Source organism: Methylocella tundrae (assembly GCF_038024855.1).
In the GTDB taxonomy this organism is placed as follows: domain Bacteria; phylum Pseudomonadota; class Alphaproteobacteria; order Rhizobiales; family Beijerinckiaceae; genus Methylocapsa; species Methylocapsa tundrae.
On sequence record NZ_CP139089.1, the window covers coordinates 1216076 to 1239983 of the forward strand.

Consider the following 23908-nt stretch of genomic DNA (forward strand, 5'->3'; position numbering starts at 1 on the left):
GTCGATCAAATCATGTAAAGCATTCAGGGCGCGCTTCGGCTATGCGTCGTCCTCCGTCACGGTCTGGCCATTGACGCGCCCCTTGAGCACGCTCGACGGCTTGAACACGAGAACGCGGCGTTGCGTAATCGGCACTTCGATCCCGGTCTTAGGGTTACGCCCGACGCGCTCGGATTTTGAGCGCACGACAAAGGAGCCGAAGGAGGACAATTTGACGGTTTCGCCCTGGGCCAGGGCGTCCGACAGCTCATTCAGAACCATCTGCACGAGGGCGCCGGATTCTTTTCGCGACAGGCCGACACAGCGGTAGACTGCCTCGGCGAGATCCACGCGCGTAATCGTCCGCGCGTCAAGCTTTGGGAGCGCATCAACCATTTGCTCCGCAGGCGTGTCTGCAAGCTTACCTGCGGCGGATATGGTTGCAAACTTTGTCATCCTTCAATCTCTTGTCTGTCCGAGCGAACCTTGCGTCTGAGCTTAATTCAGACGATGTGACCGTGCCCAAAAGCGGGGACCTGACCGGAGCCGATCCGAGGCGATACATAAAGTGTAGCCGAGGAAAGTCGCGAGTCCAGCGTTTCGCGCAGGTTTCCGTCGGCCGGGAAGGCGTATAGATCAAACGAAATCTATCGGATTGATTGACGCCGCCGGTTGATTGAAAACGATGGCCCGCGAAGTCTGGAGCAAATCACAGGTCAAATCAAGGCGTCTGACGCTGGATTGCCCGCGCCTTTTACCAGCGGATCAGCGCGGAAGCCCAGGTAAAGCCGCCGCCCATTGCCTCGATCATGACAAGATCGCCGCGCTTGATCCGGCCATCGTCGCGTGCGACCGCGAGGGCGAGCGGAATGGAAGCCGCGGAAGTGTTGCCGTGCATATCGACGGTGATGACGACCTTGCGCGCGTCAATGCCGAGTTTTTCAGCGGAGGCGTCGATGATTCGGCGATTCGCCTGATGCGGCACGAACCAGTCGAGATCCTCAGCGGTCGTGCCGGTCGCGGCGAAAGCCTCGGTGACGACATCCGTGACCATGCCGACGGCATGGCGAAAGACCTCCCGCCCCGCCATGCGCAGCACGCCGGTGGTCTTCGTCGAGGATGGGCCGCCATCGACGTAGAGTTTTTCGCGATGACGCCCGTCCGAGCGAAGGTGCGATGTCAGCACGCCGCGATCGCTCGAAGTTCCCGCGGAGGGCGTGGCTTCGAGCACGATCGCCGCCGCGCCGTCGCCAAAGAGAACGCATGTCGTCCGGTCGTTCCAGTCGAGCAGGCGCGAAAATGTCTCCGCGCCAATCACGAGCGCGCGCTTGTGAGAGCCTGACACAAGAAACTTGTCGGCGGTGGCGACGGCGAAGATGAAGCCGGAGCAAACGGCCTGCAGATCGAAGGCCGCGCCGTGATGCATGCCAAGGCCAGCCTGAATCTGAGTGGCGACCGCTGGGAAAGTATAATCGGGCGTAGAGGTCGCGACGATGACAAGATCAATGTCGTCGGCGGTCAAGCCTGCGTCCGCCAGCGCGGCGCGCGCGGCGTTCAGGCCAAGTATTGACGTCGGCTCGTCTTCGGCCGCGACATGGCGTTGCCTTATCCCGGTCCGCTGCACGATCCATTCATCGGTCGTGTCGAGCGACTTTTCGAGATCGGCGTTGCTGACGATCCGTTTGGGAAGGTAAGAGCCAAGTCCCACGACGACGGAACGGAGCTTGCCTTTGGCTGCATCTATCAAAGCAAATGATCCAATCGAAGCCGGTCAGGATTGAGACGGCGCGGTTGCAGGTTGGCTGGCGCCGCTGAGCTTCGGCGCGCGCGCTTCATGCGATCTCGCGAGCGCCTCGCGTATCTGGCCAAGAAGCTGGTGGCGCGCGATTTTATAGGCGATTTCGATGGCCACGGAGGTGCCAAAAACGTCGGAATGGCCGTGGCTCTTGATGACGACTCCATCAAGACCGAGGAAGACGCCCCCATTGACGTTGCGGGGGTCCATCTTGACCTTGAGCGCGGCAAAGCCTTTGCGCGCCAGAAGATAGCCGATCTTCGACAGGAGATCGCCGCTCAGCGCTTCGCGGAGATACTGCGCCATCTGATTGGCGGTGCCCTCAGCCGTCTTCAGGGCGATATTGCCCGCAAACCCCTCCGTAATGACGACATCGACCGTGCCTTTGCCGATGTCGCCGCCCTCGACGAAGCCGACATAGTCAAGGTTGGGCAAGGCGGCCTCCCGCAAAAGGCGCGAAGCTTTCTTCACCTCGTCGATCCCTTTCATCTCCTCGGAGCCGATATTCAAAAGGCCGACGGTCGGACGCTCGACGGAGAGAACGATCCTCGCCATCGCAGCCCCCATGATGGCGAGGTTGACGAGATGCTGCGCATCGGCGCCGATCGAGGCGCCGACGTCGAGCACGATCGTCCGACCCCGCACGGTCGGCCAGATGGCCGCGATCGCCGGCCGATCGACGTTCGGCATGGTATGCAGGCAGGTTTTCGCCATGGCCATCAATGCGCCGGTGTTGCCGGCCGAAACGGCGATGTCGGCCTGGTTCTTCTTGACAGCTTCGATCGCCAGCCACATCGACGAATTGCGCCGCCCGGCGCGCAGCGCCTGGCTCGGCTTGTCGTCCATCCGGACCGCGACATCCGTATGACGCAGGCTGGAGACGGCGGCGAGCCCTGGATTGGCTGCGAGATAAGGGCCGATCAGCTTTTCGTCGCCAAAAATCGAGAAGGCGATATCCGAGCCTCGCTCAAGCGCGCGCGCGGCCCCTGGAAGCATAACCTCCGGTCCAAAATCGCCGCCCATCGCGTCGAGCGCTATTCGCACTGGCTTCATCATAAGGTTCGCAACTCAGGTCATGCGCGCCAAGGCGCCACGTTCGCGGCAGATCTAAAGATCATGTGGTAAGGAGTTGAAAATTCGTCCTGATCGGCGACGGCCCATGCTAAATCGAGGCAAACCAAAGGGCCTGATCCAGTCATTCCCATGGCTTTCGAGATCAGGCGCTCTCAGGTGAACCGGCTTTCTGACGTTCAGCGTTATGGAGTTTCGATGGGACTCTGACGCTCCCTTGGCTTCAAATATAGGATAAACTTACGAGATGGTAGTGGCGCCCAAAACACGCGGCGCAGGATTCTGAGAAAAGCCCATGTTTCAGGGCGCAGGCGCAAGTCCTGCCAAATTCGCCGCCCGCGGGATGTCCTCCGCTCAGTCTTAATCCCTCAGCTTTTTCAAAACCGCGAAGGGAGAAGCTGGTTCATCCGGCGCGCCGGGACATTCGGCGCCTTCGAATTGGACGCCGGGTTTGCGCGGATAAGGATCAAGGCTGAGGACAAGGAATTCCTCCACAAGCGCGCCAACGTCGATCCGCCCATTGACGACGGGATCAGGCGCATCGAGCTGCGCGGCGAAGGATGGCTCCGGCTCGGCTTCGGCCTCCGCCCGCCGCGCAGACCTTGCCCGCGGCGCGGCTTTTTCGACGAAATTCTGAAAATCGGCTTCGACCTGCGCCTCGATTTCGCTTTCAAAGGGCTCAAGGCTGACGACGCAGGCCTGCACAATGCGCGCCCGCAGCGGGCCGGTGATCCTGAATTTTTTCGCGCTTTCCTTGACCACGTCAAGGTCGGCCTCAAGACTTTCGACGGCGACGAGGCCGTTGGCTTTAGCGATTGCCGCGCGTTCAGCCGCATCGGCCCGCACTGAAATGTCTAGCCCTGCGTCCGGAATATTATCCACCTCGACGAGGCGCGACAGATTGGGAACTTCGCTCGCGCGGGCCTCGGCGTTCCCTCGCGGCGCTTTCCTGGAGCTGGCGTCGCTGTTCGATTTCATCGCAATCGCCTCCTTGACCTTATGGTCGTCAAATAATCGCCGCGGGCTTTGGAAAGGGAACCGGCCCCTTGGCGAAAGCTTCAAACGGGGCTTCCTCAAGGGCCGCGCTCGCAGCCTTTACATAACGCGCAAGACGCGCCGCGTCGGCACGGTCCGCGTAAACATTGCGCGCCAGCGCCGCGAGGAGCGCCGAGGCGTCCGCGCGCAAGGCCTGATCATAGGCGACGCCGCGCCCAAGGAAAGCCTCGGCAAGAGTTTTCATGCGCTTCGGAACGGCCGCGTCTCCCACGCCCATTTCGCGCAGCGTCGCATCGAGATGCGCGAAAATGGCGTCGGCAAGGTCCTGGGCGAGGTCGGGCGCTGGAGCCGCCATGACGTTGAGGCGCCGCAAGACAAGCGTTGCGTGGAGGGTCATCGCCTCGAAGCGCCCCTCGAAAGTGTCGGGGACGCCATAATCGGCGTAAAGCGCCGGCTCGCGCGCGGCCGCGATGATCTCGCCATGCAGGCGATCAAGCACCGGACGATTGGCGGAGCGGCGGAAAAGGCTCGAAAGCATGCGTAAATATCCACGTTTCGCCGGGCTGAAATTCACCTCGGCTTAACCTCGAATGGCCAAATTGCTGCGGGCGAAGGCCGCACGGTTCCGGCTCGAGCCCTGGAGCGATATCTTGCTTTTGACATAGCCGGAGGTTAGGCATCGCTCAGCCTCGCCGTAAATGCAACTGACGGCCGGCTTTCAATCTCTTCAACACGACTTCAGCCGGAGGCTTCAAAGAATGTGGTTCGGCATCGCGGCCAATGTTCGCAGCAAGAAGGCGCCGGCTTCAGGCTCCCGATCGGTCAGCTTGAAAATCGCATTGGCGGCGGCGCTTTCGCTCGGCCTTGGCGGCTGCCTCGGCTATGACGGTCAGGTCATCCACGGTTATCAGACCGACGCCCGCACTTTCGATCAGGTAAGAGTAGGCTCCTCCGCGGAGCAGATCCTGACCCTTCTTGGAACGCCGACCACGACGTCGACGGTGGGCGGCGACGCCTGGTACTACGTGACGCAGGTCACAGACCACGGCCTTGCATTCATGCAGCCGAAGCTCATAGACCAGCGCGTCTTCGCCGTTTACTTCGACAAGAACAAGAAGGTCGAGCGCGTCGCCAATTACGGCGTTCAGGACGGCAAAGTGTTCGATTTCGTCTCACGGACGACACCGACGGCCGGCGCCGAATCATCTCTCCTCAAGGGAATGTTCCTTAACCTGATGCACTTCTAGCCGGCCGCCGAGAAGCGAAGACCGGCTTTCGCACGACATCATGCCCTGACTTATTGATGAGAGACGGATTTAGACTTTGGATGGGATCGTGGCGCGATCCCGCCCAAAGCCATCCGGCTCCAGCGTTTTCAGTCCGCCCGCGCAGCGCGCGACGGGACAATTCACAAACAGATTATAAGCAAAGAGCGCTTTGTATCCCTCAGGCGGACGTCGCCTGAGGTTTGCGCCGGATGCGGTTGCAAACTGGCCGCGCGGCCTCTCAATGGGCCAGCGCGGCGAGCAGCAGCAGAGCGACGATATTGGTGATCTTGATCGCCGGGTTTACCGCGGGACCGGCCGTGTCCTTATAAGGATCGCCGACCGTATCGCCGGTCACCGACGCCTTATGCGCCTCCCCGCCCTTGAAATGCTTGACGCCATCCTTGTCGACGAAGCCATCCTCGAAGCTTTTTTTGGCGTTGTCCCAGGCGCCGCCGCCGGAAGTCATCGAGATCGCGACGAAAAGGCCGTTGACGATGACGCCGAGCAACGAGGCGCCAAGCGCCGCGAAAGCCGAAGCCTTGGAGCCGGAGATCAGCAGCACGCCATAATAGACGACGATCGGCGCCAGCACCGGCAGGAGCGAGGGAACGATCATTTCCTTGATCGCCGCCTTGGTCAGCATATCGACCGCCCGGCCGTAATCAGGGCGCTCCGTCCCTTGCATGATGCCAGGCTTCTCCCTGAACTGACGCCGCACTTCTTCCACCACGGAGCCGGCGGCGCGCCCCACCGCCGTCATGGCAATGCCTCCGAACAGATAGGGTATCATCCCGCCGAAGATAAGCCCGGCGACGACATAAGGGTTGGAGATATCGAAGGAGATCGCGCCAATCCCCTTAAAATATGGGAACTGACCGGGATTTGCGGCGAAATATTCGAGATCGTGGCTATAGGCGGCGAACAGCACAAGGGCGCCAAGACCCGCCGATCCGATCGCATAGCCTTTTGTCACAGCCTTTGTCGTGTTGCCGACGGCGTCGAGCGCGTCCGTGACGCGGCGGACCTCCTTCGGCAGGCCGGCCATTTCAGCGATGCCGCCCGCGTTGTCGGTCACCGGCCCGAAAGCGTCGAGCGCGACGATCATGCCGGCGATTCCGAGCATCGTCGTCACGGCGATCGCGGTGCCGTAGAGGCCCGCGAGCTGGCTCGTTGCGATGATGCCGCCGATGATGACGAGCGCGGGCGCCGCTGTCGATTCAAGCGACACGGCGAGGCCCTGAATGACGTTGGTGCCGTGTCCCGTGACGGAGGCCTGGGCGATCGACACCACCGGACGCTTGCCGGTCCCGGTATAATATTCCGTGATCACGACAATGCAGCCGGTGACGATCAGGCCGATCAGGCCGCAAACGAACAAATGCGCCCCCGAGATCGGCGTCCCGTTGGCGACGCCGATGGTTCCCCAGCCGACCGTCACGGTTGTCGCGAGCGCCAGTCCGATGATGGACAGGCCGCCTGCCGCGATCAGACCCTTATAAAGCGCGCCCATGATCGATTCATCGGCGCCGAGCTTGACGAAATAGGTTCCAGCGATCGAGGTCACGATGCAGGTCGCGCAGATCGCCAACGGATAGAGCATGGCGCTGTAGAGAACCGGCTGACCGACGAAAAAGATCGCGGCGAGGACCATGGTGGCGACGACGGTCACGGCATAGGTCTCGAAGAGATCCGCCGCCATGCCGGCGCAATCGCCGACGTTGTCGCCGACATTGTCCGCGATGGTCGCTGGATTGCGTGGATCATCCTCCGGAATTCCGGCCTCGACCTTGCCGACGAGATCGGCCCCGACATCGGCCCCTTTGGTGAAGATGCCGCCGCCAAGGCGGGCGAAAATCGAGATCAGCGAAGCGCCGAAGCCGAGGGCGACGAGCGAATCGATGGTCGGCCGGCTGTTCGGCGCGAAACCCAGCGGCCCGGTCAGCACATAAAAATATGAGGCGACGCCGAGCAGCGCGAGGCCGGCGACGAGCATGCCGGTGACGGCGCCTGCCTTGAACGAAATATCAAGTCCGGCGGCAAGCGATCGCGAGGCGGCCTGCGCCGTGCGCACATTGGCGCGCACCGAGACGTTCATGCCGACGAAGCCGGCGGCGGCGGACAGAACGGCTCCAATGAGAAAGCCGATCGCGATCGTCCCGCTCATGAAAAACCAGAAAGCGAGAAAAATGACGACGCCGACAAGGGCGATGGTCAGATATTGGCGTTTGAGGTAAGCCTGCGCGCCCTCGGCGATGGCCCCCGCGATTTCCTGCATTCGCGCCGAGCCGGCGCTCTCCGACATCAGCTTCGAGGATGTCGTCACCCCGTAAACAATGGATAAAAGCCCTGCCAGGATGACAAGCCAAATGGCGTTCATCAGTTTCCTACCTTGATCTTTTGTTGAGGCTTTGAAGAGACGTTGCTCGCGCCTGATGAATGAGTTTTGCAGAAACCGCCGCGGGGCGCAATCGAACCGATCAAATTCGGAAGGCTTTTATCGGTTGCGCGATCGGCGACAATTGGCAAGAAATACCCATGTAATCATGAGCTTCTACAAAAATGCGGAAACTGGGGCTCGACTGGCTGCGTTGGGCCGGGGCCGCCGCGATTCCCGCGCCGCTGCGCCGCCGGACTCGAGAGCTTGAACCTCGTCTTCGCCCGTTTGGGGGTTCGCCATTTTCTGATATTGTCAACTAATAATTTATGACATCATTTCCAGGCTTACCCTCCGCCATCGTGGCGAGTCCTCTTCGGAGCGAGAAATGGGGCTGCGATCGAAACTCTTCAAAGGCGATCCCGCGCTTGAGGCCTGCCTCGTCGATAATTCCGCTCACATCAACGAGGGGGCGACGGGAGACCATGTGTCCAAGATACATTCGGCCTTGTTCGCGCTTGATAATTTATCTGTGTCGACCGACGATCTGCAGACCTGCCGCTATGGTCAATCCACCGTCGCCGCAGTTTTGGCGTTCAAAAGAAAAAGAAAGATCATCAACTACACGTATGAAAACGAGGTAGACAACATCGTTGGCAAGATGACGATCGCCGCGCTCGACGAAGAGATGCTGCGCAAGGAACAGCAGCCGCGCTTGTTACCGGATCCGTCAACTTATGGCATGAAAGTGTCCTGACTTGTCCCTCCAGATTGCTTGGGAGGCCAAATGACTGTTAGTATCGACATGTCATCGATCCAGATTACCGTTCATGCCGATGATGTGAGGCCGCTCGCCGTTATCCTCAATTTCCCGGGCAAAATCGTGCCGGCCGCGCCTGGATCCGCTGCGTTCTTCACGAGCAACAAAGATGAAAAAGCATTGGCGGCATTCGGTTTTAAGGCGGATGCGCGGGTCCGATTCTCGATGGCGCCCGGAGACGCGCTCGACGGCTGGAAAGTCGGCTTCTTTCAGATCGTGCGTCAAACAGCTTTGAGGACGCGCTATACTGGGAGAGTTCAATCGGAAGGCTCAATCGTCTGTGACGCCACTCCAGCAATTTCGAGTCAAACGCTGCTCGATTGTTTGAACAAATCCACCATTCCGTGGATGCGCGACCCAGACGGCAAATCCAAATTCACAGGATCGCTGGCCAGTCCAAGCGCGCATGATGAACCGCGTTTAAGCGTGCCGCTGCTGATGCAGAACCATACAGCGTCGAACATCAATAATTTTCTGTATGACTTTAAACATGATTGTGAATTCTGGACGATTCTTACAGCGATCGCTCCCGACCAGTCTCGCAACTATCTGGCGCACTTCCACTGGCGCGTCGCGCACAAGGTTGATTTTTTCTGGAGATCGGGAGTTCCATCCGCATCCGAATGGGGCTCGTTTACAATATTGGATAAATTTGTCGCGGGGCCGCCCCGCGACGCTGATTTGCAGGCCATTCTGGCGAATCCATCGGGACCCATCGCAAACGATATCTTCCTGCCGGCGTTTGATAAAAGCATTAAAGGAAACGACTTTCTAACCCATAGCGAGTCCGACAGAGGGCTTTCCCCGATGAGACTGGATTTCTGGGCAAGCGATCTGCCGCCCAATGTCGGGTAAACTGCCGGCCGGCTTCGTGCGGACCATTGAAGCCGTTGCTGTCGCCATTGCCCGGTGAAAGCTAAAAATGCTGAAAGGAAGGCCGGGCGAAGATCAGTTTTCGTCCTTCCCTGTCCTCGAACACGGGCGGCGCATCTCCCGGCGCGGCGCTGGCGATTGCGCTCACCATGACCCCGGCTGCTTGAGCCGCCGCCTCGAACGCCGCGCTTTTGGCAAGCGGAACGGCGCATAGAATTTCATAATCGTCGCCGCCAGCGCAGACCGGCTCGATGAGCTTTGGCTCCAACCTCAAAGCCTCCCGCGCCGCGCGCGAGAGGGGAATATTTGCTGCCGGGATCTTCGCCGTCAGTCCGGCAAGGCGCAGCATTTTGGAAAGATCGCCGGTAAGACCGTCGGAAACGTCCATCGCGGCATGGGCGTTTGATGCGAGCGCTCCTTTCAGCGCGAGGCGCGGTTGCGGCAGCAGAAAGCGATCGAGCAGAAAAGCCGCGTCGGCTTCATTCAGGGCGCCAATCCAGTCCTGATCGCACGTCGCGCCAAGCCGAAGCTTGAGGCCGAGCGCCGCATCGCCGATGGTTCCTGTTACATAGATGAGATCGCCAGGCTCGGCGGCGCCGCGTAAAATCATTTTTCCCGGAGCCACGGCGCCGATGGCTGTGATCGAGATCGTGAGAGGCCCTGGCGTCTTGACGGTATCGCCGCCAAGCAGCGGGCATTGAAAGAGGGCCGCGTCCTCGCCGAGCCCCTTCGCGAAGGCCCCGAGCCAGTCCGTCGTCCAGTCTTCCGGCAAGGCGAGCCCAAGCAGGAATCCCAAAGGCTCGGCGCCCTTGGCGGCGAGGTCCGACAGATTGACGCGCAGCGCCTTGCGCGCGATGGCCGCGGGCGGATCGTTACTGAAAAAATGCACGCGCGCGACGAGCATATCCTTGGTGAGGACGAGTTCGCGTCCCAAGGGAGCGCGCAAAAGGGCCGCGTCGTCGCTGAGCCGCAACCCCGCGTCGCCCGCGAGCGGCGCAAAATAGGCCGCGATCAGCTCGTCCTCGGTGAGTTGCGTCAGATGCCCGGCCTCACTCAGCCTCTTAAGCGCGCGGCTCGAATTCGGCGGCGCGGTAACGGCGGGCGAGGCCGTCCAGCACCGCATTGACCATCCCGGCCTCTTCGCGATCGAAGAAAGCGCCGGCGACATCGACATATTCCTTGATTGAGACGCGCGCGGGAATGTCGGCGCGCTTCTTCAGTTCATAGGCGCCCGCGCGCAAAATGGCGCGCAAAACCGCATCGACCCGCGCAAGAGGCCAGCCGTCGACAAGCGTTTGATCGATCGCCCGGTCGATGGGGCCTTGATCGGCCAGCACGCCCGTTAGAATATCGCGAAAAAATGCAACTTCAGCCGCCTTGTAGCGCTGGCCTTCGATTTCATTGCCGATCCAGAAAGACTCGAATTCAGCGAAGGTCTCGTTCAAACCTTTTTCCGACACTTCCATTTGATAGAGGGCCTGAACGGCGGCGAGGCGGGCTGCGGAGCGTCCATCGGCATTGGCCATCAGAGCGCTCCTATTTTCTGTTTGAGCGCGTGAAGGCCAAGAGCAGCGCGCGCGGCGTCGCCTCCCTTATCGCCCCGGCCGGGGTCCGCCCGCTCCAAAGCCTGGGCCTCGGTTTCGACGGTCAGGACGCCATTGCCGAGAGCAAGCTGACGCGCCACCCCAAGCTGCATCAAAGCGCGCGCGCTTTCATTGGAGACGATTTCGAAATGATAGGTTTCTCCCCGAATGACGCAGCCAAGCGCAATCGCGCCGGCGAAGGGCTCGCCCGATTTCTCCGCATGGTCGAGCGCGATCGCCATGGCGATGGGAATTTCGAGGGCGCCCGCCACGGTGAGGACGTCATGGCGCGCTCCAGCCCTGCTCAGCGCCGCCTCCGCGCCGGCGAGAAGCATCGCGCCAATAGCGTCGTAAAAGCGCGCTTCAACGATCAGAAATCTTGCGCCGGCGGCGTTTGTTTCAGCGGCATCCAGGGATGACCGGCGCGGGATGACCATGATGGATCTTAAACTCGAGACGATTTCGGGAAGGATCGAGGACGAACCTCGCAAATTTCTTTTGGGAGTAACAAGGCCCGCCCGTCGCGGCAAGCTGAAAGCGCGCGAACGAGGCCTCCGCTTCAAAGCGCCACAATCCTACGGCGATGCTCGCGCCTGGCGCTGCGATCTCAAAGCCACAGCGAGACTTTCAAATGAACGAAGCTGAGCGTAGCCAAAAGCCGGACCAGTCGGAGGTTTTCTCGTTCCTCGCAGATTCCGCGACGTATGGGCTCGATGAGCCGGTGGTGAGGATCGACACGCATGGCGCCGCCGTTTTCCTCGCCGGCAAACATGTCTACAAGGTCAAGCGCGCCGTGCACTTTCCCTTCATGGATTTTTCGACGCTGGAAAAACGGCGCGCGGCATGTGAGAGCGAGATCGCCGTCAACAAGGGAAATGCGCCGGAGATCTATCTCGGCGTTGTTCCCATTTCACGCGAGAACAGCCGCTTAAAGCTTGGCTCTGGCAGCGAAATCATCGAATGGGCTGTGCATCTGCGCCGCTTCGACGAAAACCGTGCGATGGATCGGCTCGCGTCGCGCGGCGAACTCGATATGAAGCTCGTCGAAAAGCTCGCCGAGGCGGTCGCCGCCTCGCACCGAAGAGCGCCGATCATGCGCGACAGGGACGCGCCGGCGGCCCTGCGCGCTCAAATCGAAGAAACGATGGCGTCCCTTGAAGGCGCTCCCGGTGTGTTTCCGGCCGGTGAAACGGCTGACCTCAAGCGCCGCATGCTGGACAGTTTCGAGCGCTTAAAATCGCTGCTCCAGCGGCGCGAAGCCGCAGGCGAAGTGCGTCGCTGCCACGGCGATCTCCATTTAGGCAATATCGCCATGATAAACGGCACGCCCGTTTTGTTCGACGCGCTCGAATTCGACGAGCGGCTGGCGACCTGCGACATTCTCTATGATCTTGCCTTTCTGCTGATGGATGTTTGGACGCGCGGCCTGAAGATCGAGGCCAATTTGCTGATGAACCGCTATTTTTCGAAGTGCGACGACGTCGAAAGGCAGCTTGAGGCGCTGGCCGCGCTGCCGCTTTTTCTCAGTCTGCGCGCGGCGATCCGCGCCAAAGTGACCAACCTCGAACCTTGCAAAACGGCCACGACGATCGCCGCGGCGCGGGCGCTGTTCGCCGCCGCCCGCGCCTTTTTTGTGCCGGAGCCGCTTCAGCTCGTTGCCGTCGGCGGCCTCTCGGGGACCGGGAAAAGCTCGCTCGCACGAAAAATCGCGCCTTTGATCGGCCGTCCGCCCGGCGCGGTCCATCTGCGCAGCGACATCGAGCGAAAGCGCTTTCTTCACGCCGGCGAATTCGAGACCTTGCCGCAGCAGGCCTACCGGCCGGAAATCTCGGTGATCGTCTACCACCGTTTGCGCGATCTCGCGGCGACGGCGCTCGCAGCGGGCCAGAGCGTGGTCCTCGACGCCGCCCACCGAACAGCCGAAGAGCGGGCGCAGGCCGATATCGGCAAAAGCGCGGGGGCGCGATTCACGGGTCTCTGGCTCGAAGCGCCAACCGGGATCAGGCTGGAACGGGTTTCGCGCCGCAAGGATGATGCGTCGGACGCCGGCCCCGAAATCGCCGCCGCGCAGGCGCGGGAGGCGGTCGGGATCATCGACTGGCGGCGCCTCGACGCATCACAGCCGATCGAGGCGCTCGTCAATCAGGCGCTTGCTGCAATCGACGCAAGCAGCCGCGCTGAAACGCCGAAGTGACGCAAAGCCGAGGCCCTGCTCTCAGTTGCGCGCCACGGCGCCGCTCAATAGGTGGTTTCTGTTTTTGCGAGCAGTTTCGAGGTCGCAACGAGCTTCGACGTCGACTGTCCGGGCGACAGTTGCGCGAGGACGATGCGGCCGCCGCGCGCCTTGACGATCTCGGCGCCGACGACATTGTCTTCCGTATAATCGGCGCCCTTGACCAGAATGTCGGGCTGCAAGGCCTTGATCAGTTCGAGCGGGGTGTCTTCATCGAAAAGCACGACGGCGGAGACGCCTTTGAGGGCGCCCATCACCGCCGCACGCGACTCTTCATCCTGGATGGGACGGCTCGGCCCTTTAAGACGGCGCACGGAGGCGTCCGAATTCAGGGCCATGATAAGCCTGTCGCACGCTGCGGCGGCCTGCTTGATGAGCGACACATGGCCGGGATGCAAAAGATCGAAACAGCCGTTGGCGACGCCGACGGTAAGCTTCTCCCTGGCCCAGGCCCAGCGCTGGGCGACGGCCTCCTCGCGGGAAATGTGGCGCCCGTCATTGACCGAGGGCGAGGCCAGTTCGGCCGCGAGCGAGGCGGCAAGCTCCTCCGGCATGACGCAGGCCGTGCCGACTTTGGCGACGACGATGCCGGCCGCGTGATTGGCGAGTTTCATCGAGTCGCGGACGGAGAGGCCTGTCGCCAGCGAGGCCGCCATCACGGCGATCACTGTGTCGCCCGCGCCAGACACGTCGAACACATCCTGCGCGACGGTTGCAAGATGGATCGGCTCGCCGGAGAGCGGAAAGAAGGACATGCCTTTTTCGGAACGCGTCAGCAGAATATTGGCCCCGCTCATCTCCTGGGCCGCGGCCGCCGCGACCAGCGCCTCGGCGTCGGTCTCGCAGGGCAACCGCGTCGAGGCGGTCAGTTCCTTGCGGTTTGGCGTGAGAATCGACGCGCCGCTATAGGCTGAAAGGTCAAGCTGCTTGGGATCGACAAGGACTTTCTTCTCCACCGCGTTGCATTTGGCGATGACCTCCCGCAGGACGCGCTGCGAGAGGACGCCCTTGCCATAGTCCGACAAAATCACGACGTCGGCCCGGTCCACGGCGCTGAGAGCGGCCTCCAGAAGCTGATCTTCCACCTGGCTGCCGCATGGCGAGGTGTCTTCATGATCGACGCGAACGATCTGCTGATGCGCGCCCAAAACCCTGAGCTTTCTGGTCGTCGGGCGGTCCGCGACGCCGATCATGCCGGATATGTCGATTTCGCCGTGCGTTTGGAGACGATCGATCAGACTGTCCCTGGCGTTATCGAGGCCGGTCAGGCCGACGACGTCGACGACGACGCCGAGCGTTGCAAGATTCGCGACGACATTCGCGGCGCCGCCGGCGACCACCTCCTCCGAAAGAGAGCGCACGACAGGAACCGGAGCCTCAGGCGAGATCCGGCTGACGTCCCCGTGCAGATAGCAATCCAGGATTAGATCGCCGATCACCGCGACGCGAGCTTTCGCAAAGCGATCGAGAATAGGAAGCATTTAAGATCCAATCGACAATAGAAAGGCGTTGGCGGCGCAGCCACGACGCCTCGGGAGTGAAGGAAGGGCTAGCAAGGATCCAGCCAGAACATAGCTGAAGTCTATCGTGAAAGCGCGCCTGGGCAAAAGCTTGAGCTTAGGACTCCTGCGGTTCAGCCGGTGGGCTGCGGGGAAAGGCGCGCGATGTCTCCGCCGTCGCCAGGAACAGATGATAAAGCGAGCTCGCCGGCGCGTAATCGACAAGAGGGCTTCCGTCCGCGCTGATATGATCGGTCCAGCCGCCGACGAATGGCCTGTCGAGAAAACCTGTCCGCAGCGCGTCGATCATCGCGGCGGCGAAGCGCGGCGAAGCGTCGTCGCCCATCTCCCACCGGGCGACCGCCGCCTTCGCCGCTTCCGTATGCGGCCAGATCCGGTGCGAGCGTTTCAGAACGCGCATCTCGCTGTCGACTTCATCAAAGATCATCCCGTCTTCCGCGAGCCCATTGCGCCGGGCGATGCGATCGAGCGGCAAAATCCACCGCCGCAGATCCTCGCCGGTGAGTTTCTCATATTCTGCCAAAAGCCAGACCCACTCGAAATGATGTCCGGGTTCAAAGACGCCGCGCTTCAGCGGATCGGGATGAGCGCTCCAGTCCTCGGCGAAATATTCGAGCAGGACGCCGGGATCCTCGCGGAACAAATGAGTCTTGAAAAGATCGACGAGGCTCTTGGCGCGTTCGCCGTAGCCGCGGCCGGGAGCGCCGCCCTCCAGCGCGAGATAGGCCTCGAGCAGGTGCATATGCGGATTTTGCCGCTTGTTGCGGTCATGAACCGGGCTTTGGTCGTAGAGACCGCCATGCGCGCGATCTTCGAGCGCCGCGTCAATGAAGGCGATCGTCTCGTCAGCGTGGCCAATTAGCCGCGGATCGCCATTAAGGCGATAGAGCCAGGCGATGGCGAAGAGGATGAAGGCATGCGCGTAAGCGTCGCGCGCCGTCGAGACGACGCGGCCCTCCGTGCTGACTGAAAAGGCGAAGCCGCCGGATCCGCCGCCCGCCTCGCGGAACTTCTGCAAAAGCGAACTCATCGCGATCTCGGCCAGTCGCCCGCCTTCGGGGAACCAGCCAAGATGCGCCGCATGGGCAAAGACATAGATCTGCCGGGCTTGCACCATGGCGCGGCGCGGGACCGTCTCGACTGGCCGTCCGCTCCAGTCAAGGCGTTCCTGAAAGACGCCCCGCTGCGCGTCGAAGCCGATCGTCGACCAGAGGGGAAGCGCTCTCTCGACTATCCAGTCGCGCAAAGCCGTCGCGCTGGCGCGCGCCGATTTCAATGCGTCTGCCGTAACCGGAGCGGCGACATCCATTATTCTCTCCATTGCGCGCCTCGCGTAGAGGCGCCTGTCCAGACCGCATCCAATGAGCCTCACGCTTGTGTAGCACGTTTCTGAGACGTCCAGACGAAGCGTGACCTTCACAGTTAGGTCAAGCGGCCCGTAACTGGCGCGTCGCATCGACGCGGTAGGAGAGCGCTTCTGCCAGATGCAGACTGCCGACGGTCCCCGCCCCGTCGAGATCCGCGATCGTGCGGGCGAGCTTCAAAATGCGGTGGAATCCTCGAGCCGAGAGACGGAGCCGGTCGGAGGCTTCCTGGACAAGGGCGAGGCCGCCGGCGTCCGGTTGCGCGACCTGTTCAATGACGGCGGATGGAGCGGCGGCATTGGAGCCTACGCCCTGGAGGCCAAGCTCGGCATAGCGGCGCGCCTGAATCGCCCGCGCCGCGGCGACCCGCGCGGCGACCTCGGCGGACCCTTCGGCGGGCGGCGGCAGCATCAAATCGGCTGCGGCGACGGCGGGCGCCTCGACGTGAAGGTCGATGCGGTCCAGCAAAGGCCCTGATAGGCGCGACTGATATTGCGCGATGCATCGCGCATTTGGTTGGCGATTGCAGGCAAATCCCGGGTCGGTCGCATGACCGCAACGGCAAGGGTTCATCGCGGCGACAAGCTGAAAGCGCGCGGGATAGATGACGCGATGGTTCGCGCGGGCGATCGCCACCTCGCCGGTCTCTATCGGCTGGCGCAGGCTGTCGAGGACCTGCGGCTGAAATTCTGGCAATTCATCGAGAAAAAGCACGCCATGATGGGCGAGAGAAATCTCTCCCGGCCGCGCGCGCGCGCCGCCTCCGACGAGAGCCGCCATCGATGCGGAATGATGGGGCGCGCGGAACGGACGGCGATCGGTCAAGGCGCCGCCCGCAAGGTCGCCGGAGATCGAATGAATGAGCGAAACCTCCAGCAATTCGCGCGGCGTCAACGGCGGCAAAATCGAGGGGAGGCGCGCCGCGAGCATGGACTTGCCGGCGCCGGGCGGTCCGTTGAAAAGCAGATTATGGCCGCCCGCCGCGGCGATTTCGAGCGCGCGTTTGGCGCTTTCCTGGCCCTTGACGTCGCGAAGGTCCGGCAAAGCTCCCCCCGCCTGCCGGATCGCCGGGCGCGGCGCGGCCATGACCTGAAGACCCTTGAAATGATTGACGAGCTGGATCAGGGAGATCGGCGCCAGCACGTCAAGATCCTGACTTGCCCAGGCCGCCTCCGCGCCGCTGTCATGCGGGCAGATCAGCCCCTGCCCGCGCGCATTGGCGGCCATCGCCGCGGGAAGAACGCCGGTCACCGCCGTGATCGTCCCATCGAGCGCGAGCTCGCCGAGCACCGTATAATTTTGCAACGCGTCGGGAGGGATCGCCCCGATCGCCGCCATGACCCCGAGCGCAATCGGCAAATCATAATGGCTGCCCTCCTTCGGCAGATCGGCGGGCGCGAGATTGACGGTAATGCGCTTGGCCGGGAGCGCGAGGCCCGAGGCGTTGAGGGCGGCGCGCACGCGTTCGCGCGATTCAGCGACCGCCTTGTCGCCGAGTCCGACAACGGTGAAGGCGACGTTGCCGTTGGCGATCTGCACCTGAACGTCGACGGGCCGAGCCTCGATGCCTTCGAAAGCGACTGTCGCGATTCTGACGACCATGGAGACGCCTCATTTCTCAGCTTATACTCAGCTTAACGGAGATCTCGCGGACCAGCAAGAACAATCGGGGAACGGAGCTTGAGCAGGGCAGCGCGGCGAAGATCTCCAAGAATAGGCCAAAAAATGCACACAATATGCCGTCATTCTCGCGTCTTCGGCGCGTCGCTGAAATCATATCCCAGGAATTCTCCGCGTCTTGACGGTATTATTTTTGGTTTAGATCTCCCGTTCTTCCAGGATTGAGGCTGGCTCTATGGCTCCAGGATTGTCGCTTTACATTGACCTGTTTCGTTTCCTGGCAGTGCTGAGTATAGTCATCTCCCATGGACTTGTGACGCAGATGGGTGGAGACTGGCTCAAGTTCAGTTTGGGACTGGAGGCGATCGAGGCGACGTTCGTATTGTCAGGTTTTGTCATCGCCTATGTCGTGGCGACGCGCGAACGCAGTCTCGCTGTTTATAGCGCGTCGCGCCTCGCCAGATTGTGGTCTATCGTGTTGCCGGCGCTGGCGCTGACCTTTATCCTCGACGGCATCGGATTACGCCTGTCCCCGGCGCCCTATGAGGATTGGGGCGAGTATATGGGATTCGACAATCCCCTGCTGCGGCTCTTCCTGACAGCCATATTTCAAAACCAGACCTGGTTCCTCGAAGTCTCCCCGCTTTCGAACATTCCACTGTGGTCGATTGGATATATCGCCTGGTATTACGCCATTTTCGCAGCGTTCATGTTTTCGCCGCGCGCGTGGCGCAACTGGATCGTCGCGGCGGTCGCACTTTTCGCGGGTCCGCAGATCCTGCTTCTCATGCCTGGATGGCTATTCGGCGTATGGCTCTACCAGAGGCGGGACAAGTTAAAGTTGAGCCCAGGCTGGGGCCTCGCGCTTTACCTTGGAGCGCCAGCCCTGATCTTCGCATTGAAGACGCTCCACGTCAGTCCGTGGCTGTTCTCAATGCAGCGCCTGCTGCTCGGCGCCAATGTAGCTGATCGTTATCTCAATATCGCCGAGAATTTCCTCTGGCAAAATTTGGTCGGAGCCTTGATCTGCCTTCATCTTCTAGGGGCGATGGCCATCGCTGGGCGACTCGGACGCCTGCTGAGACCGGCCGAACGAGCGATCCGCCACGCGGGCGCCCTGACCTTCGCAATCTACGCTTTCCATTTCCCGCTGGAGCTCTGGATCGCCGCCGCGCTTCATGAGCGGCCCGATGGTCCGGTCAAAACCGGCGCGGTTGTGATTGGCGCGTTGGTCGCCTCGGCTGCTCTTGGCGCGCTCGTGCGGCCGTTTTACCCCCGGCTGAAGGAGGCTCTTCTCCTCGGCTTCAGGAAAAGCGGCTACAGGCTCGCGAAAGCGCTGGATTAAAGCATGACGCCGAAAAGGTGCAGATTTTTCGGGCGACATCATGCTCTAACTTATTGATGAGAGCCGGATGCAGGGCGGACAGCGGCGTTTCGCCTCACAGCACGCTGCGCGAGATGATCCATTCGGCTTCGGCGATCATCTCCGGCACGCCCACATGCAGCCACAAACCATCCAGCCTTTGTCCATAAAGCCGGCCCTTTTGCGCCGCCTCGAAGAAAAATGGCGCCAGCGGAAACACTCTGCGCGTCTGCGCGGCGAACAACTCCGGCTTCACGATGCCGACGCCGGCATAGACGAACGGCGCGACCTGAAATTCCGCGCGGCGGGTCAGCCGGCCGTCCGCAGCCATCAGAAAATCGCCGGGCCAGTCGACGCCAACGCTCGCCGTCGTCGCGGCGACAAGCAACAGAATATCCATTCTGACGGGGTCCCACGCTTCGGCCATGCGGCGCAGATTTTGCCGCGGACCCTCGAGCCAGAGCGCATCCGTGTTCGCGAGGAAGAAGGGCTCGCTCCCCAGCAGGGGCAGCGCCTTGGCGATGCCGCCGCCCTGATCGAGAAGCTCGTCCCGCTCATCGGAGATAATGACCTCGGGATCCGTGCGCGTCGAAAGATGCGCCTCGATCTGATCGGCAAGGTGATGCACGTTGACGATGGCGGTGCGGGTTCCCGCGCGCGCGAAACGGTCGAGCATATGGTCGATCATCGGCTTGCCCGCGACTTTGATCATCGGCTTCGGGACAGTTTCCGTGAGGGGGCGCATGCGCGTGCCAAGCCCCGCGGCGAAGACCATCGCTTTGCTTGGCACAGTGAAAGACATATCGGCCCTGGTTATGGTGCGCTCAGGCGGCTATTTCGAAGATCCGTGGAAGATTTGTCTCATACCAGATCTTGAGCTCCGCCAGAACCGGGTGGTTCATATCTTTCGCCAGATATTTTTCGACGCGCGGGATATGGGCAAGATAATGCGGCTTATGGTCGCGCACATTGAGCCGCGTGAAAATCCCAAGGATCTTGGTCGCCCGCTGCGCCCCCAAGATCGCATAGGCGCGCGCGAAATCGCCCATGTCGAAGCCTGCATCGGCTTCGCGCCGCAGCCGCGCATAGTGCGACAGAAGCTTCAGCTCGGCGACGTCGGGGACATCCACCCGCGCGTCCTGCAGGAGCGAGACGACGTCATAGGCTGGATGGCCCAGCACGCAATCCTGAAAATCGACCATGCCGACTTGGGCCACGCCTTCGCGCCGCGGAAGCCAGATCAGGTTCGGCGAATGATAATCGCGCAGGGTCCAGGTCGAATCCGTCGTCAACCCTTCCGTCAAGGTGCGGCGCCAGAGGTTGACGAAGGTCGCTTTGGCGCCGGAAGAGAGCTGCGCGCGCGCGCAATGCGGCGCATACCAGTCGAGGAGCAGTTCGACCTCGATGGAAAGCGCGTCGAGATCGTAGGTCGGGATGCGATAGGTCTCATCATCGCCGATCGGCAAGACGTCTGGCAGCGCGGTCGCGTGAAGCCTGGCGAGAGCCGAAGCCGCCGAGGCGTAACGCTCAATGTCGACGCCGGCGTCGTTGACGATCGGCTCAGAACCGAGATCCTCCATTAAAATGACGCCCGTCGAAAGATCGAAGGCGTAGATTTCCGGCGCCGAGAAGCCGTGGCTGCGCAGCCCTTTATCGACGGCGATGAACGGTCTGATGTCCTCGGCGAGCCGGGCGATGGCGCTGTAGGGCTTGCCGTAGCGGATCGGCGGACCATCGGGACGCTGCGGCGCGATCATCAGCACGGCGCTCGAGCCGTCGTCCTTGACGAGGCGTTCGAAGGAGCGAGTCGAGGCGTCACCCTGCATGAAATGGCGCTGCGCGTCGCGCCAGCTCGTCGGCTCCAGAATATCCTGAACCGCCTTGGCTCTGGCGAGGCGGGCCGCGAAAGCGCCGAAGCCAGTCACCGTCGCGGTGCGCGATCCGGCCGGACCGCCGCCCTCGCCCGAAGCTGGATCGAGCGTAAACTTTATGTCGAGCCGGTCGGGACCAAGATGGCGCCCGCCGCGGTCGGGCCATTCGACGAGGACCAGCGCCCCATCGGTCGCCTCGTCCCAGCCGAGTTCAACGAGATCGTCCGGCCGCTCGATCCGGTAGAAGTCGGCGTGTACGATCGGCGCGGGACCGCCGTCATAGATCTGCATGAGGAGAAAAGTCGGGCTCGGCACTTCGAGATTGGGCTCGCCCGTGAGCCGCCGGATCAGGGCGCGGGCGAAGGTGGTCTTGCCGGCCCCGAGATCGCCGGAGAGCGTGATGAGATCGCCGGCGCCGACCAGTTCGGCGATGTCGACAGCGAGAGCCTGCGTCGCCGCCTCGTCTGTGAGGCGGCGCAGCCACACTGTCTCGGGCCGGGTCGCCAGCTCCGCCTCAGCCCCCATTACGTTCACGCTCCCGCCCTGTTTCGATCGCGCTCACCTTCATACGTTCGCCTGGAAAGATGCAAGTCACCGTTGTTCCCTCCCCCAGCGCGGAGTCGATCAGAATGCGGCCGCCGTGCAATTCGACGAACGACCGGACGATGGAAAGGCCAAGCCCGACGCCGCGATGGCGCGAGCCCGTGGTATGCGTCTTGAACCGATCGAAAATATGATCGATGACATCGGCCGGAATGCCGCGCCCCTGATCGCTCACCTTGAATACGATCTCTTCGCCGCGGCGCAGGGCGGCGAGATCTATGGTCTGGCCAGCCGAAGAAAAACCGATCGCATTCGACAGCAGATTGAACAGGATCTGCCGGATTCGTTTGCCGTCCGCGACAAACGAGCCGACGCCGTCCATCGCGATGACGCGCAGCGTAAGATTTGACTCGGCGAGACGGTCCTGCACGCCCTCGGCCGCGCCGCGCATCGTCTCGGCAATGTCGATCGCTTCCAACGACAGCTCCATGGCGTCAGCGTCGATCGAGGCGAGATCGAGAATATCGTTGATGATCGCCAAAAGCGCGGAGGAGGATTTCGTCACATAGCCGGCATATTCGAACTGCTTGGCGTTGAGCGGGCCGACCGCGGGGTCGCCAAGGAGCTGGATGAAGCCGATGATGTTGGTCAGCGGCGAGCGCAATTCATAGGAGACGTGGTGAACGAAATCATTGCGCAGCCTCTCGGCGTCGAGCAGAGCCTGGTTGCGTTCGGTCAGCGCGCGCTCGACATTGACGCCCGCCGTGGCGTCGATGAAGGTCAGCATGGTCGCGCCGTCCGGCAGCGGCGCGGCGGCGCAATCCAGAACTGAATGATCGCGCCGGACAAGGCGGCTTTCAAACCCGAGGCGATGATCCTGCAGGCCGGCGACGATGGCGCGCAGTTCGTTCCAGTCCGATTCATCGACGGAAAGGGGCGCGCAGATCTGCGCCACGCGGTCGATATGAGGCTGATCATCCAGCTGTTCCGGCCGCAGCGCCCATAGGCGGGCGAAGGCCGGATTGAACAGCTTGAGGCGGCCGTCGCTGCCGAACACTGCGACGCCTTCCTTCAGCGTGTCGAGCGTTTCGCTCTGGACGCGGATCGCGGCGTTGAACTGCTGTTCGAGATGGAATCGCTCCGTCACATCGTCGAAGAGATAGGTGACGCCGCCCTGCGGATTGGGATTGATGACGATGCGAAGCGTGCGGCCGTCGGGAAGATACCAGGCCTGCTCCTCCGTCTCGAGAGACTGATAGCCGCCAAGAAGGCTCGCCTGCCAGGCGCGAAAGTCGGCCTGTTCGGGCAGCAGCCGCGCCGCGCGCAGGCGGTCGAGAATTTCGGAATCGGCCGGCTTCTGATCGAGCCAGGCCTGATCGAGGCTCCAGAGCTGGCGATAAGCGGCGTTATGAAAAACGAGCCGCTTCGTGCGATCAAAAATCGCCACCGCCGTCGAGAGTTGATCGAGGGTTCGCGCATGCGCCTGCATCTCGCGTTCGAGCGCGTCGCGGGCGGATTGAATCTCCGACACGTCCATCGCCATTCCCACGGAAGCCGCGCCCGCCGGCGCGTCGACGATGTCGAAGATGCGGCGCTCGCCGACGACGATCGCGGGCGCTCGACCGCGCCAGATCGAACCTGATTCCCGCGCTTCCGCGCTTGCGTCGCGCGTCGTCCGCTCGAGAAGCTCGACGCCGCGCGCCACCGCCTCGGCCGGATCTTTAGCTTCGACGGCGCGCGCATAAGCGGCGTTGACCCAGGTCAGCCGCCCTTCCCCGTCGCGCACCCAGGCGGGGCTCGCAACGGCGTCCAGCATGGCCCACAAGGAACGCAGTTCGCCGACGGTGCGCGCCTGCACTTCGTGCAGGCGAATGACTTCGAGTCGTTCGCCTGAAACATCCCTGATCCGCAAGACGGCGAGGCCGCTGATCGGATGGCCCTCAATGTCGAGATGACGGCCTTCAAGATCCGTCGCCGCGAAGCGGAAGCCTTCGCCCCTTGCGCGCAGACGCGCGACGCTGTCTTCGAGGTTTCGCGCCATCTCGGGCGGCAGCCATGAGCCGAAGGCGAGCACGCGATGCGCGATCAACGCCTGGGTGACGAGGCCGAGATCGCCCTCGATCTCGGGTTCGTCGTCGGGGCCGCCCCACACGATGACGATTTGCGATTCGCCCGCAAGGAAGAGCTCGGCGCGATCGAGCCTCGCCCGCAAAGCGGCGACCTCAGTGGTGAGGACGCTCTCGCGCCGCGCGCCCTGGCGCCGTTCCTTCAGATGAAAGAGCGCGGTCAGCGTCGAAAAGAGGATGAGCCCGGCGATGATCGCAAGTCCCGCCGCCTCGGCGCTGTGATGCAAAGCCTCGCCGGCGCTTGTTTCCATCCCGGCCGATGCCGGCGCGAGGAAGAGGGCCAGCACGAGACAAACGCCGAGGCCAAGACGCAACCCCGCCGCCGGCTTCCACATTGTTTCCCCCCGCTGATCCCAGCGCCGCTCCATACACGTCTCCGAATCGGTCTCGATGGAGGCCGACCGCCGCCTGATTCGCAGCACTGTAGCGGTACAGCCAACCTTTGAGAATCCCGTTAAGACCCTATGCGGGGCTTTTCCCTTCAAGGCGCCGGAGCGGCCAGAGCATAT

Annotated in this window: 20 protein-coding genes; 5 read left to right on the forward strand and 15 right to left on the reverse strand. The window is 62.1% G+C overall.

Going from position 1 to position 23908, the window contains the following annotated elements:
* Nucleotides 1-39 precede the first annotated feature (39 nt).
* The 5 genes from SIN04_RS08095 to SIN04_RS08115 form a co-directional block, all read right to left on the reverse strand.
* Nucleotides 40-375 (reverse strand): integration host factor subunit alpha, encoded by a 336-nt coding sequence (locus SIN04_RS08095; RefSeq protein ID WP_134488178.1) that lies wholly within the window; start codon nucleotides 373-375, stop codon nucleotides 40-42.
* Between the two features lie 358 nt (nucleotides 376-733).
* Nucleotides 734-1726 carry a beta-ketoacyl-ACP synthase III gene (locus SIN04_RS08100; protein WP_134488180.1) on the reverse strand — a complete coding sequence of 331 codons (993 nt, stop codon included), beginning with the start codon at nucleotides 1724-1726 and terminating at the stop codon, nucleotides 734-736.
* Nucleotides 1727-1750: 24 nt separating this feature from the next.
* Complete coding sequence (gene plsX / locus SIN04_RS08105; protein WP_134488182.1) at nucleotides 1751-2830, reverse strand: phosphate acyltransferase PlsX; 1080 nt, start codon at nucleotides 2828-2830, stop codon at nucleotides 1751-1753.
* Between the two features lie 375 nt (nucleotides 2831-3205).
* Nucleotides 3206-3823, reverse strand: a complete 618-nt coding sequence (locus SIN04_RS08110) for a YceD family protein (RefSeq protein WP_134488184.1) — start codon at nucleotides 3821-3823, stop codon at nucleotides 3206-3208.
* Nucleotides 3824-3851: 28 nt separating this feature from the next.
* Nucleotides 3852-4379, reverse strand: a complete 528-nt coding sequence (locus SIN04_RS08115; RefSeq protein WP_174513263.1) for a ubiquinol-cytochrome C chaperone family protein — start codon at nucleotides 4377-4379, stop codon at nucleotides 3852-3854.
* A gap of 220 nt (nucleotides 4380-4599) precedes the next feature.
* Between SIN04_RS08115 and bamE the strand changes: the two genes are divergently transcribed.
* Nucleotides 4600-5088 carry an outer membrane protein assembly factor BamE domain-containing protein gene (gene bamE / locus SIN04_RS08120; RefSeq protein WP_134488186.1) on the forward strand — a complete coding sequence of 163 codons (489 nt, stop codon included), beginning with the start codon at nucleotides 4600-4602 and terminating at the stop codon, nucleotides 5086-5088.
* Nucleotides 5089-5347: 259 nt separating this feature from the next.
* Here the strand turns inward: bamE and SIN04_RS08125 are convergent, their stop codons facing one another.
* Complete coding sequence (locus SIN04_RS08125; protein ID WP_134488188.1) at nucleotides 5348-7486, reverse strand: sodium-translocating pyrophosphatase; 2139 nt, start codon at nucleotides 7484-7486, stop codon at nucleotides 5348-5350.
* 385 nt (nucleotides 7487-7871) lie between these two features.
* Here SIN04_RS08125 and SIN04_RS08130 point away from each other — a divergent pair, with 385 nt between their 5' ends.
* Nucleotides 7872-8240, forward strand: coding sequence for a hypothetical protein (locus SIN04_RS08130; RefSeq protein ID WP_134488190.1), 369 nt, complete (start codon nucleotides 7872-7874; stop codon nucleotides 8238-8240).
* A gap of 30 nt (nucleotides 8241-8270) precedes the next feature.
* On the forward strand, nucleotides 8271-9158 hold the full coding sequence (locus SIN04_RS08135) for a hypothetical protein (RefSeq protein WP_134488193.1): 888 nt from the start codon (nucleotides 8271-8273) through the stop codon (nucleotides 9156-9158).
* Between the two features lie 61 nt (nucleotides 9159-9219).
* Here the strand turns inward: SIN04_RS08135 and thiL are convergent, their stop codons facing one another.
* Genes thiL through ribH form a run of 3 tightly spaced genes read right to left on the reverse strand, consistent with a single transcriptional unit; the run spans nucleotide 9220 to nucleotide 11196 of the window.
* The gene (thiL, locus tag SIN04_RS08140; protein ID WP_134488195.1) at nucleotides 9220-10299 is read right to left on the reverse strand and encodes a thiamine-phosphate kinase; all 1080 of its coding nucleotides are present in this window, start codon (nucleotides 10297-10299) and stop codon (nucleotides 9220-9222) included.
* Nucleotides 10238-10702 carry a transcription antitermination factor NusB gene (gene nusB, locus SIN04_RS08145; protein WP_134488197.1) on the reverse strand — a complete coding sequence of 155 codons (465 nt, stop codon included), beginning with the start codon at nucleotides 10700-10702 and terminating at the stop codon, nucleotides 10238-10240. The genes thiL and nusB overlap by 62 nt, the downstream gene beginning before the upstream one ends.
* Nucleotides 10702-11196, reverse strand: coding sequence for a 6,7-dimethyl-8-ribityllumazine synthase (ribH, locus tag SIN04_RS08150; RefSeq protein ID WP_134488199.1), 495 nt, complete (start codon nucleotides 11194-11196; stop codon nucleotides 10702-10704). The genes nusB and ribH overlap by 1 nt, the downstream gene beginning before the upstream one ends.
* A 194-nt stretch (nucleotides 11197-11390) precedes the next feature.
* On the opposite strand from ribH, the gene SIN04_RS08155 reads away from it, so the two are divergent.
* Nucleotides 11391-12953, forward strand: a complete 1563-nt coding sequence (locus SIN04_RS08155) for an AAA family ATPase (RefSeq protein WP_134488201.1) — start codon at nucleotides 11391-11393, stop codon at nucleotides 12951-12953.
* Nucleotides 12954-12997: 44 nt separating this feature from the next.
* Here SIN04_RS08155 and rfaE1 read toward each other — a convergent pair whose 3' ends face one another.
* From rfaE1 to SIN04_RS08170, 3 genes are all read right to left on the reverse strand, one after another.
* A complete protein-coding gene (rfaE1, locus tag SIN04_RS08160) occupies nucleotides 12998-14473 on the reverse strand; it encodes a D-glycero-beta-D-manno-heptose-7-phosphate kinase (protein ID WP_341264357.1) in 1476 nt (491 codons plus the stop codon).
* 136 nt (nucleotides 14474-14609) lie between these two features.
* A complete protein-coding gene (locus tag SIN04_RS08165; RefSeq protein ID WP_166795877.1) occupies nucleotides 14610-15821 on the reverse strand; it encodes an AGE family epimerase/isomerase in 1212 nt (403 codons plus the stop codon).
* Nucleotides 15822-15939: 118 nt separating this feature from the next.
* Entirely contained in the window at nucleotides 15940-17478 is a 1539-nt protein-coding gene (locus tag SIN04_RS08170) for a YifB family Mg chelatase-like AAA ATPase (RefSeq protein ID WP_174513272.1), read from the reverse strand.
* Between the two features lie 265 nt (nucleotides 17479-17743).
* Here SIN04_RS08170 and SIN04_RS08175 point away from each other — a divergent pair, with 265 nt between their 5' ends.
* Nucleotides 17744-18841, forward strand: a complete 1098-nt coding sequence (locus SIN04_RS08175; RefSeq protein ID WP_166795878.1) for an acyltransferase family protein — start codon at nucleotides 17744-17746, stop codon at nucleotides 18839-18841.
* Nucleotides 18842-18935: 94 nt separating this feature from the next.
* Here the strand turns inward: SIN04_RS08175 and SIN04_RS08180 are convergent, their stop codons facing one another.
* From SIN04_RS08180 to SIN04_RS08190, 3 genes are read right to left on the reverse strand one after another with little or no spacing between them, the layout of a single operon-like run.
* Entirely contained in the window at nucleotides 18936-19661 is a 726-nt protein-coding gene (locus SIN04_RS08180; RefSeq protein WP_134488209.1) for a nucleotidyltransferase family protein, read from the reverse strand.
* A 22-nt stretch (nucleotides 19662-19683) separates the two neighbouring features.
* Complete coding sequence (gene tsaE, locus SIN04_RS08185) at nucleotides 19684-21255, reverse strand: tRNA (adenosine(37)-N6)-threonylcarbamoyltransferase complex ATPase subunit type 1 TsaE (RefSeq protein WP_134488212.1); 1572 nt, start codon at nucleotides 21253-21255, stop codon at nucleotides 19684-19686.
* On the reverse strand, nucleotides 21245-23650 hold the full coding sequence (locus tag SIN04_RS08190; RefSeq protein WP_423136019.1) for an ATP-binding protein: 2406 nt from the start codon (nucleotides 23648-23650) through the stop codon (nucleotides 21245-21247). Before SIN04_RS08190 ends, tsaE begins: the two co-directional genes overlap by 11 nt.
* Between the last annotated feature and the right edge of the window lie 258 nt (nucleotides 23651-23908).

What these genes read in the sequence shown, in the direction of transcription:
- SIN04_RS08095 (WP_134488178.1), bottom strand. Translation starts at nt 375, where the DNA reads ATGGTTGATGCGCTCCCAAAGCTTGACGCGCGGACGATTACGCGCGTG.
- plsX (WP_134488182.1), bottom strand. Translation starts at nt 2,830, where the DNA reads ATGATGAAGCCAGTGCGAATAGCGCTCGACGCGATGGGCGGCGATTTT.
- SIN04_RS08110 (WP_134488184.1), bottom strand. Translation starts at nt 3,823, where the DNA reads ATGAAATCGAACAGCGACGCCAGCTCCAGGAAAGCGCCGCGAGGGAAC.
- SIN04_RS08115 (WP_174513263.1), bottom strand. Translation starts at nt 4,379, where the DNA reads ATGCTTTCGAGCCTTTTCCGCCGCTCCGCCAATCGTCCGGTGCTTGAT.
- bamE (WP_134488186.1), top strand. Translation starts at nt 4,600, where the DNA reads ATGTGGTTCGGCATCGCGGCCAATGTTCGCAGCAAGAAGGCGCCGGCT.
- SIN04_RS08125 (WP_134488188.1), bottom strand. Translation starts at nt 7,486, where the DNA reads ATGAACGCCATTTGGCTTGTCATCCTGGCAGGGCTTTTATCCATTGTT.
- SIN04_RS08130 (WP_134488190.1), top strand. Translation starts at nt 7,872, where the DNA reads ATGGGGCTGCGATCGAAACTCTTCAAAGGCGATCCCGCGCTTGAGGCC.
- SIN04_RS08135 (WP_134488193.1), top strand. Translation starts at nt 8,271, where the DNA reads ATGACTGTTAGTATCGACATGTCATCGATCCAGATTACCGTTCATGCC.
- thiL (WP_134488195.1), bottom strand. Translation starts at nt 10,299, where the DNA reads ATGCGGTGCTGGACGGCCTCGCCCGCCGTTACCGCGCCGCCGAATTCG.
- nusB (WP_134488197.1), bottom strand. Translation starts at nt 10,702, where the DNA reads ATGGCCAATGCCGATGGACGCTCCGCAGCCCGCCTCGCCGCCGTTCAG.
- ribH (WP_134488199.1), bottom strand. Translation starts at nt 11,196, where the DNA reads ATGGTCATCCCGCGCCGGTCATCCCTGGATGCCGCTGAAACAAACGCC.
- SIN04_RS08155 (WP_134488201.1), top strand. Translation starts at nt 11,391, where the DNA reads ATGAACGAAGCTGAGCGTAGCCAAAAGCCGGACCAGTCGGAGGTTTTC.
- rfaE1 (WP_341264357.1), bottom strand. Translation starts at nt 14,473, where the DNA reads ATGCTTCCTATTCTCGATCGCTTTGCGAAAGCTCGCGTCGCGGTGATC.
- SIN04_RS08165 (WP_166795877.1), bottom strand. Translation starts at nt 15,821, where the DNA reads ATGGATGTCGCCGCTCCGGTTACGGCAGACGCATTGAAATCGGCGCGC.
- SIN04_RS08170 (WP_174513272.1), bottom strand. Translation starts at nt 17,478, where the DNA reads ATGGTCGTCAGAATCGCGACAGTCGCTTTCGAAGGCATCGAGGCTCGG.
- SIN04_RS08180 (WP_134488209.1), bottom strand. Translation starts at nt 19,661, where the DNA reads ATGTCTTTCACTGTGCCAAGCAAAGCGATGGTCTTCGCCGCGGGGCTT.
- tsaE (WP_134488212.1), bottom strand. Translation starts at nt 21,255, where the DNA reads ATGGGGGCTGAGGCGGAGCTGGCGACCCGGCCCGAGACAGTGTGGCTG.
- SIN04_RS08190 (WP_423136019.1), bottom strand. Translation starts at nt 23,650, where the DNA reads ATGGAAACAAGCGCCGGCGAGGCTTTGCATCACAGCGCCGAGGCGGCG.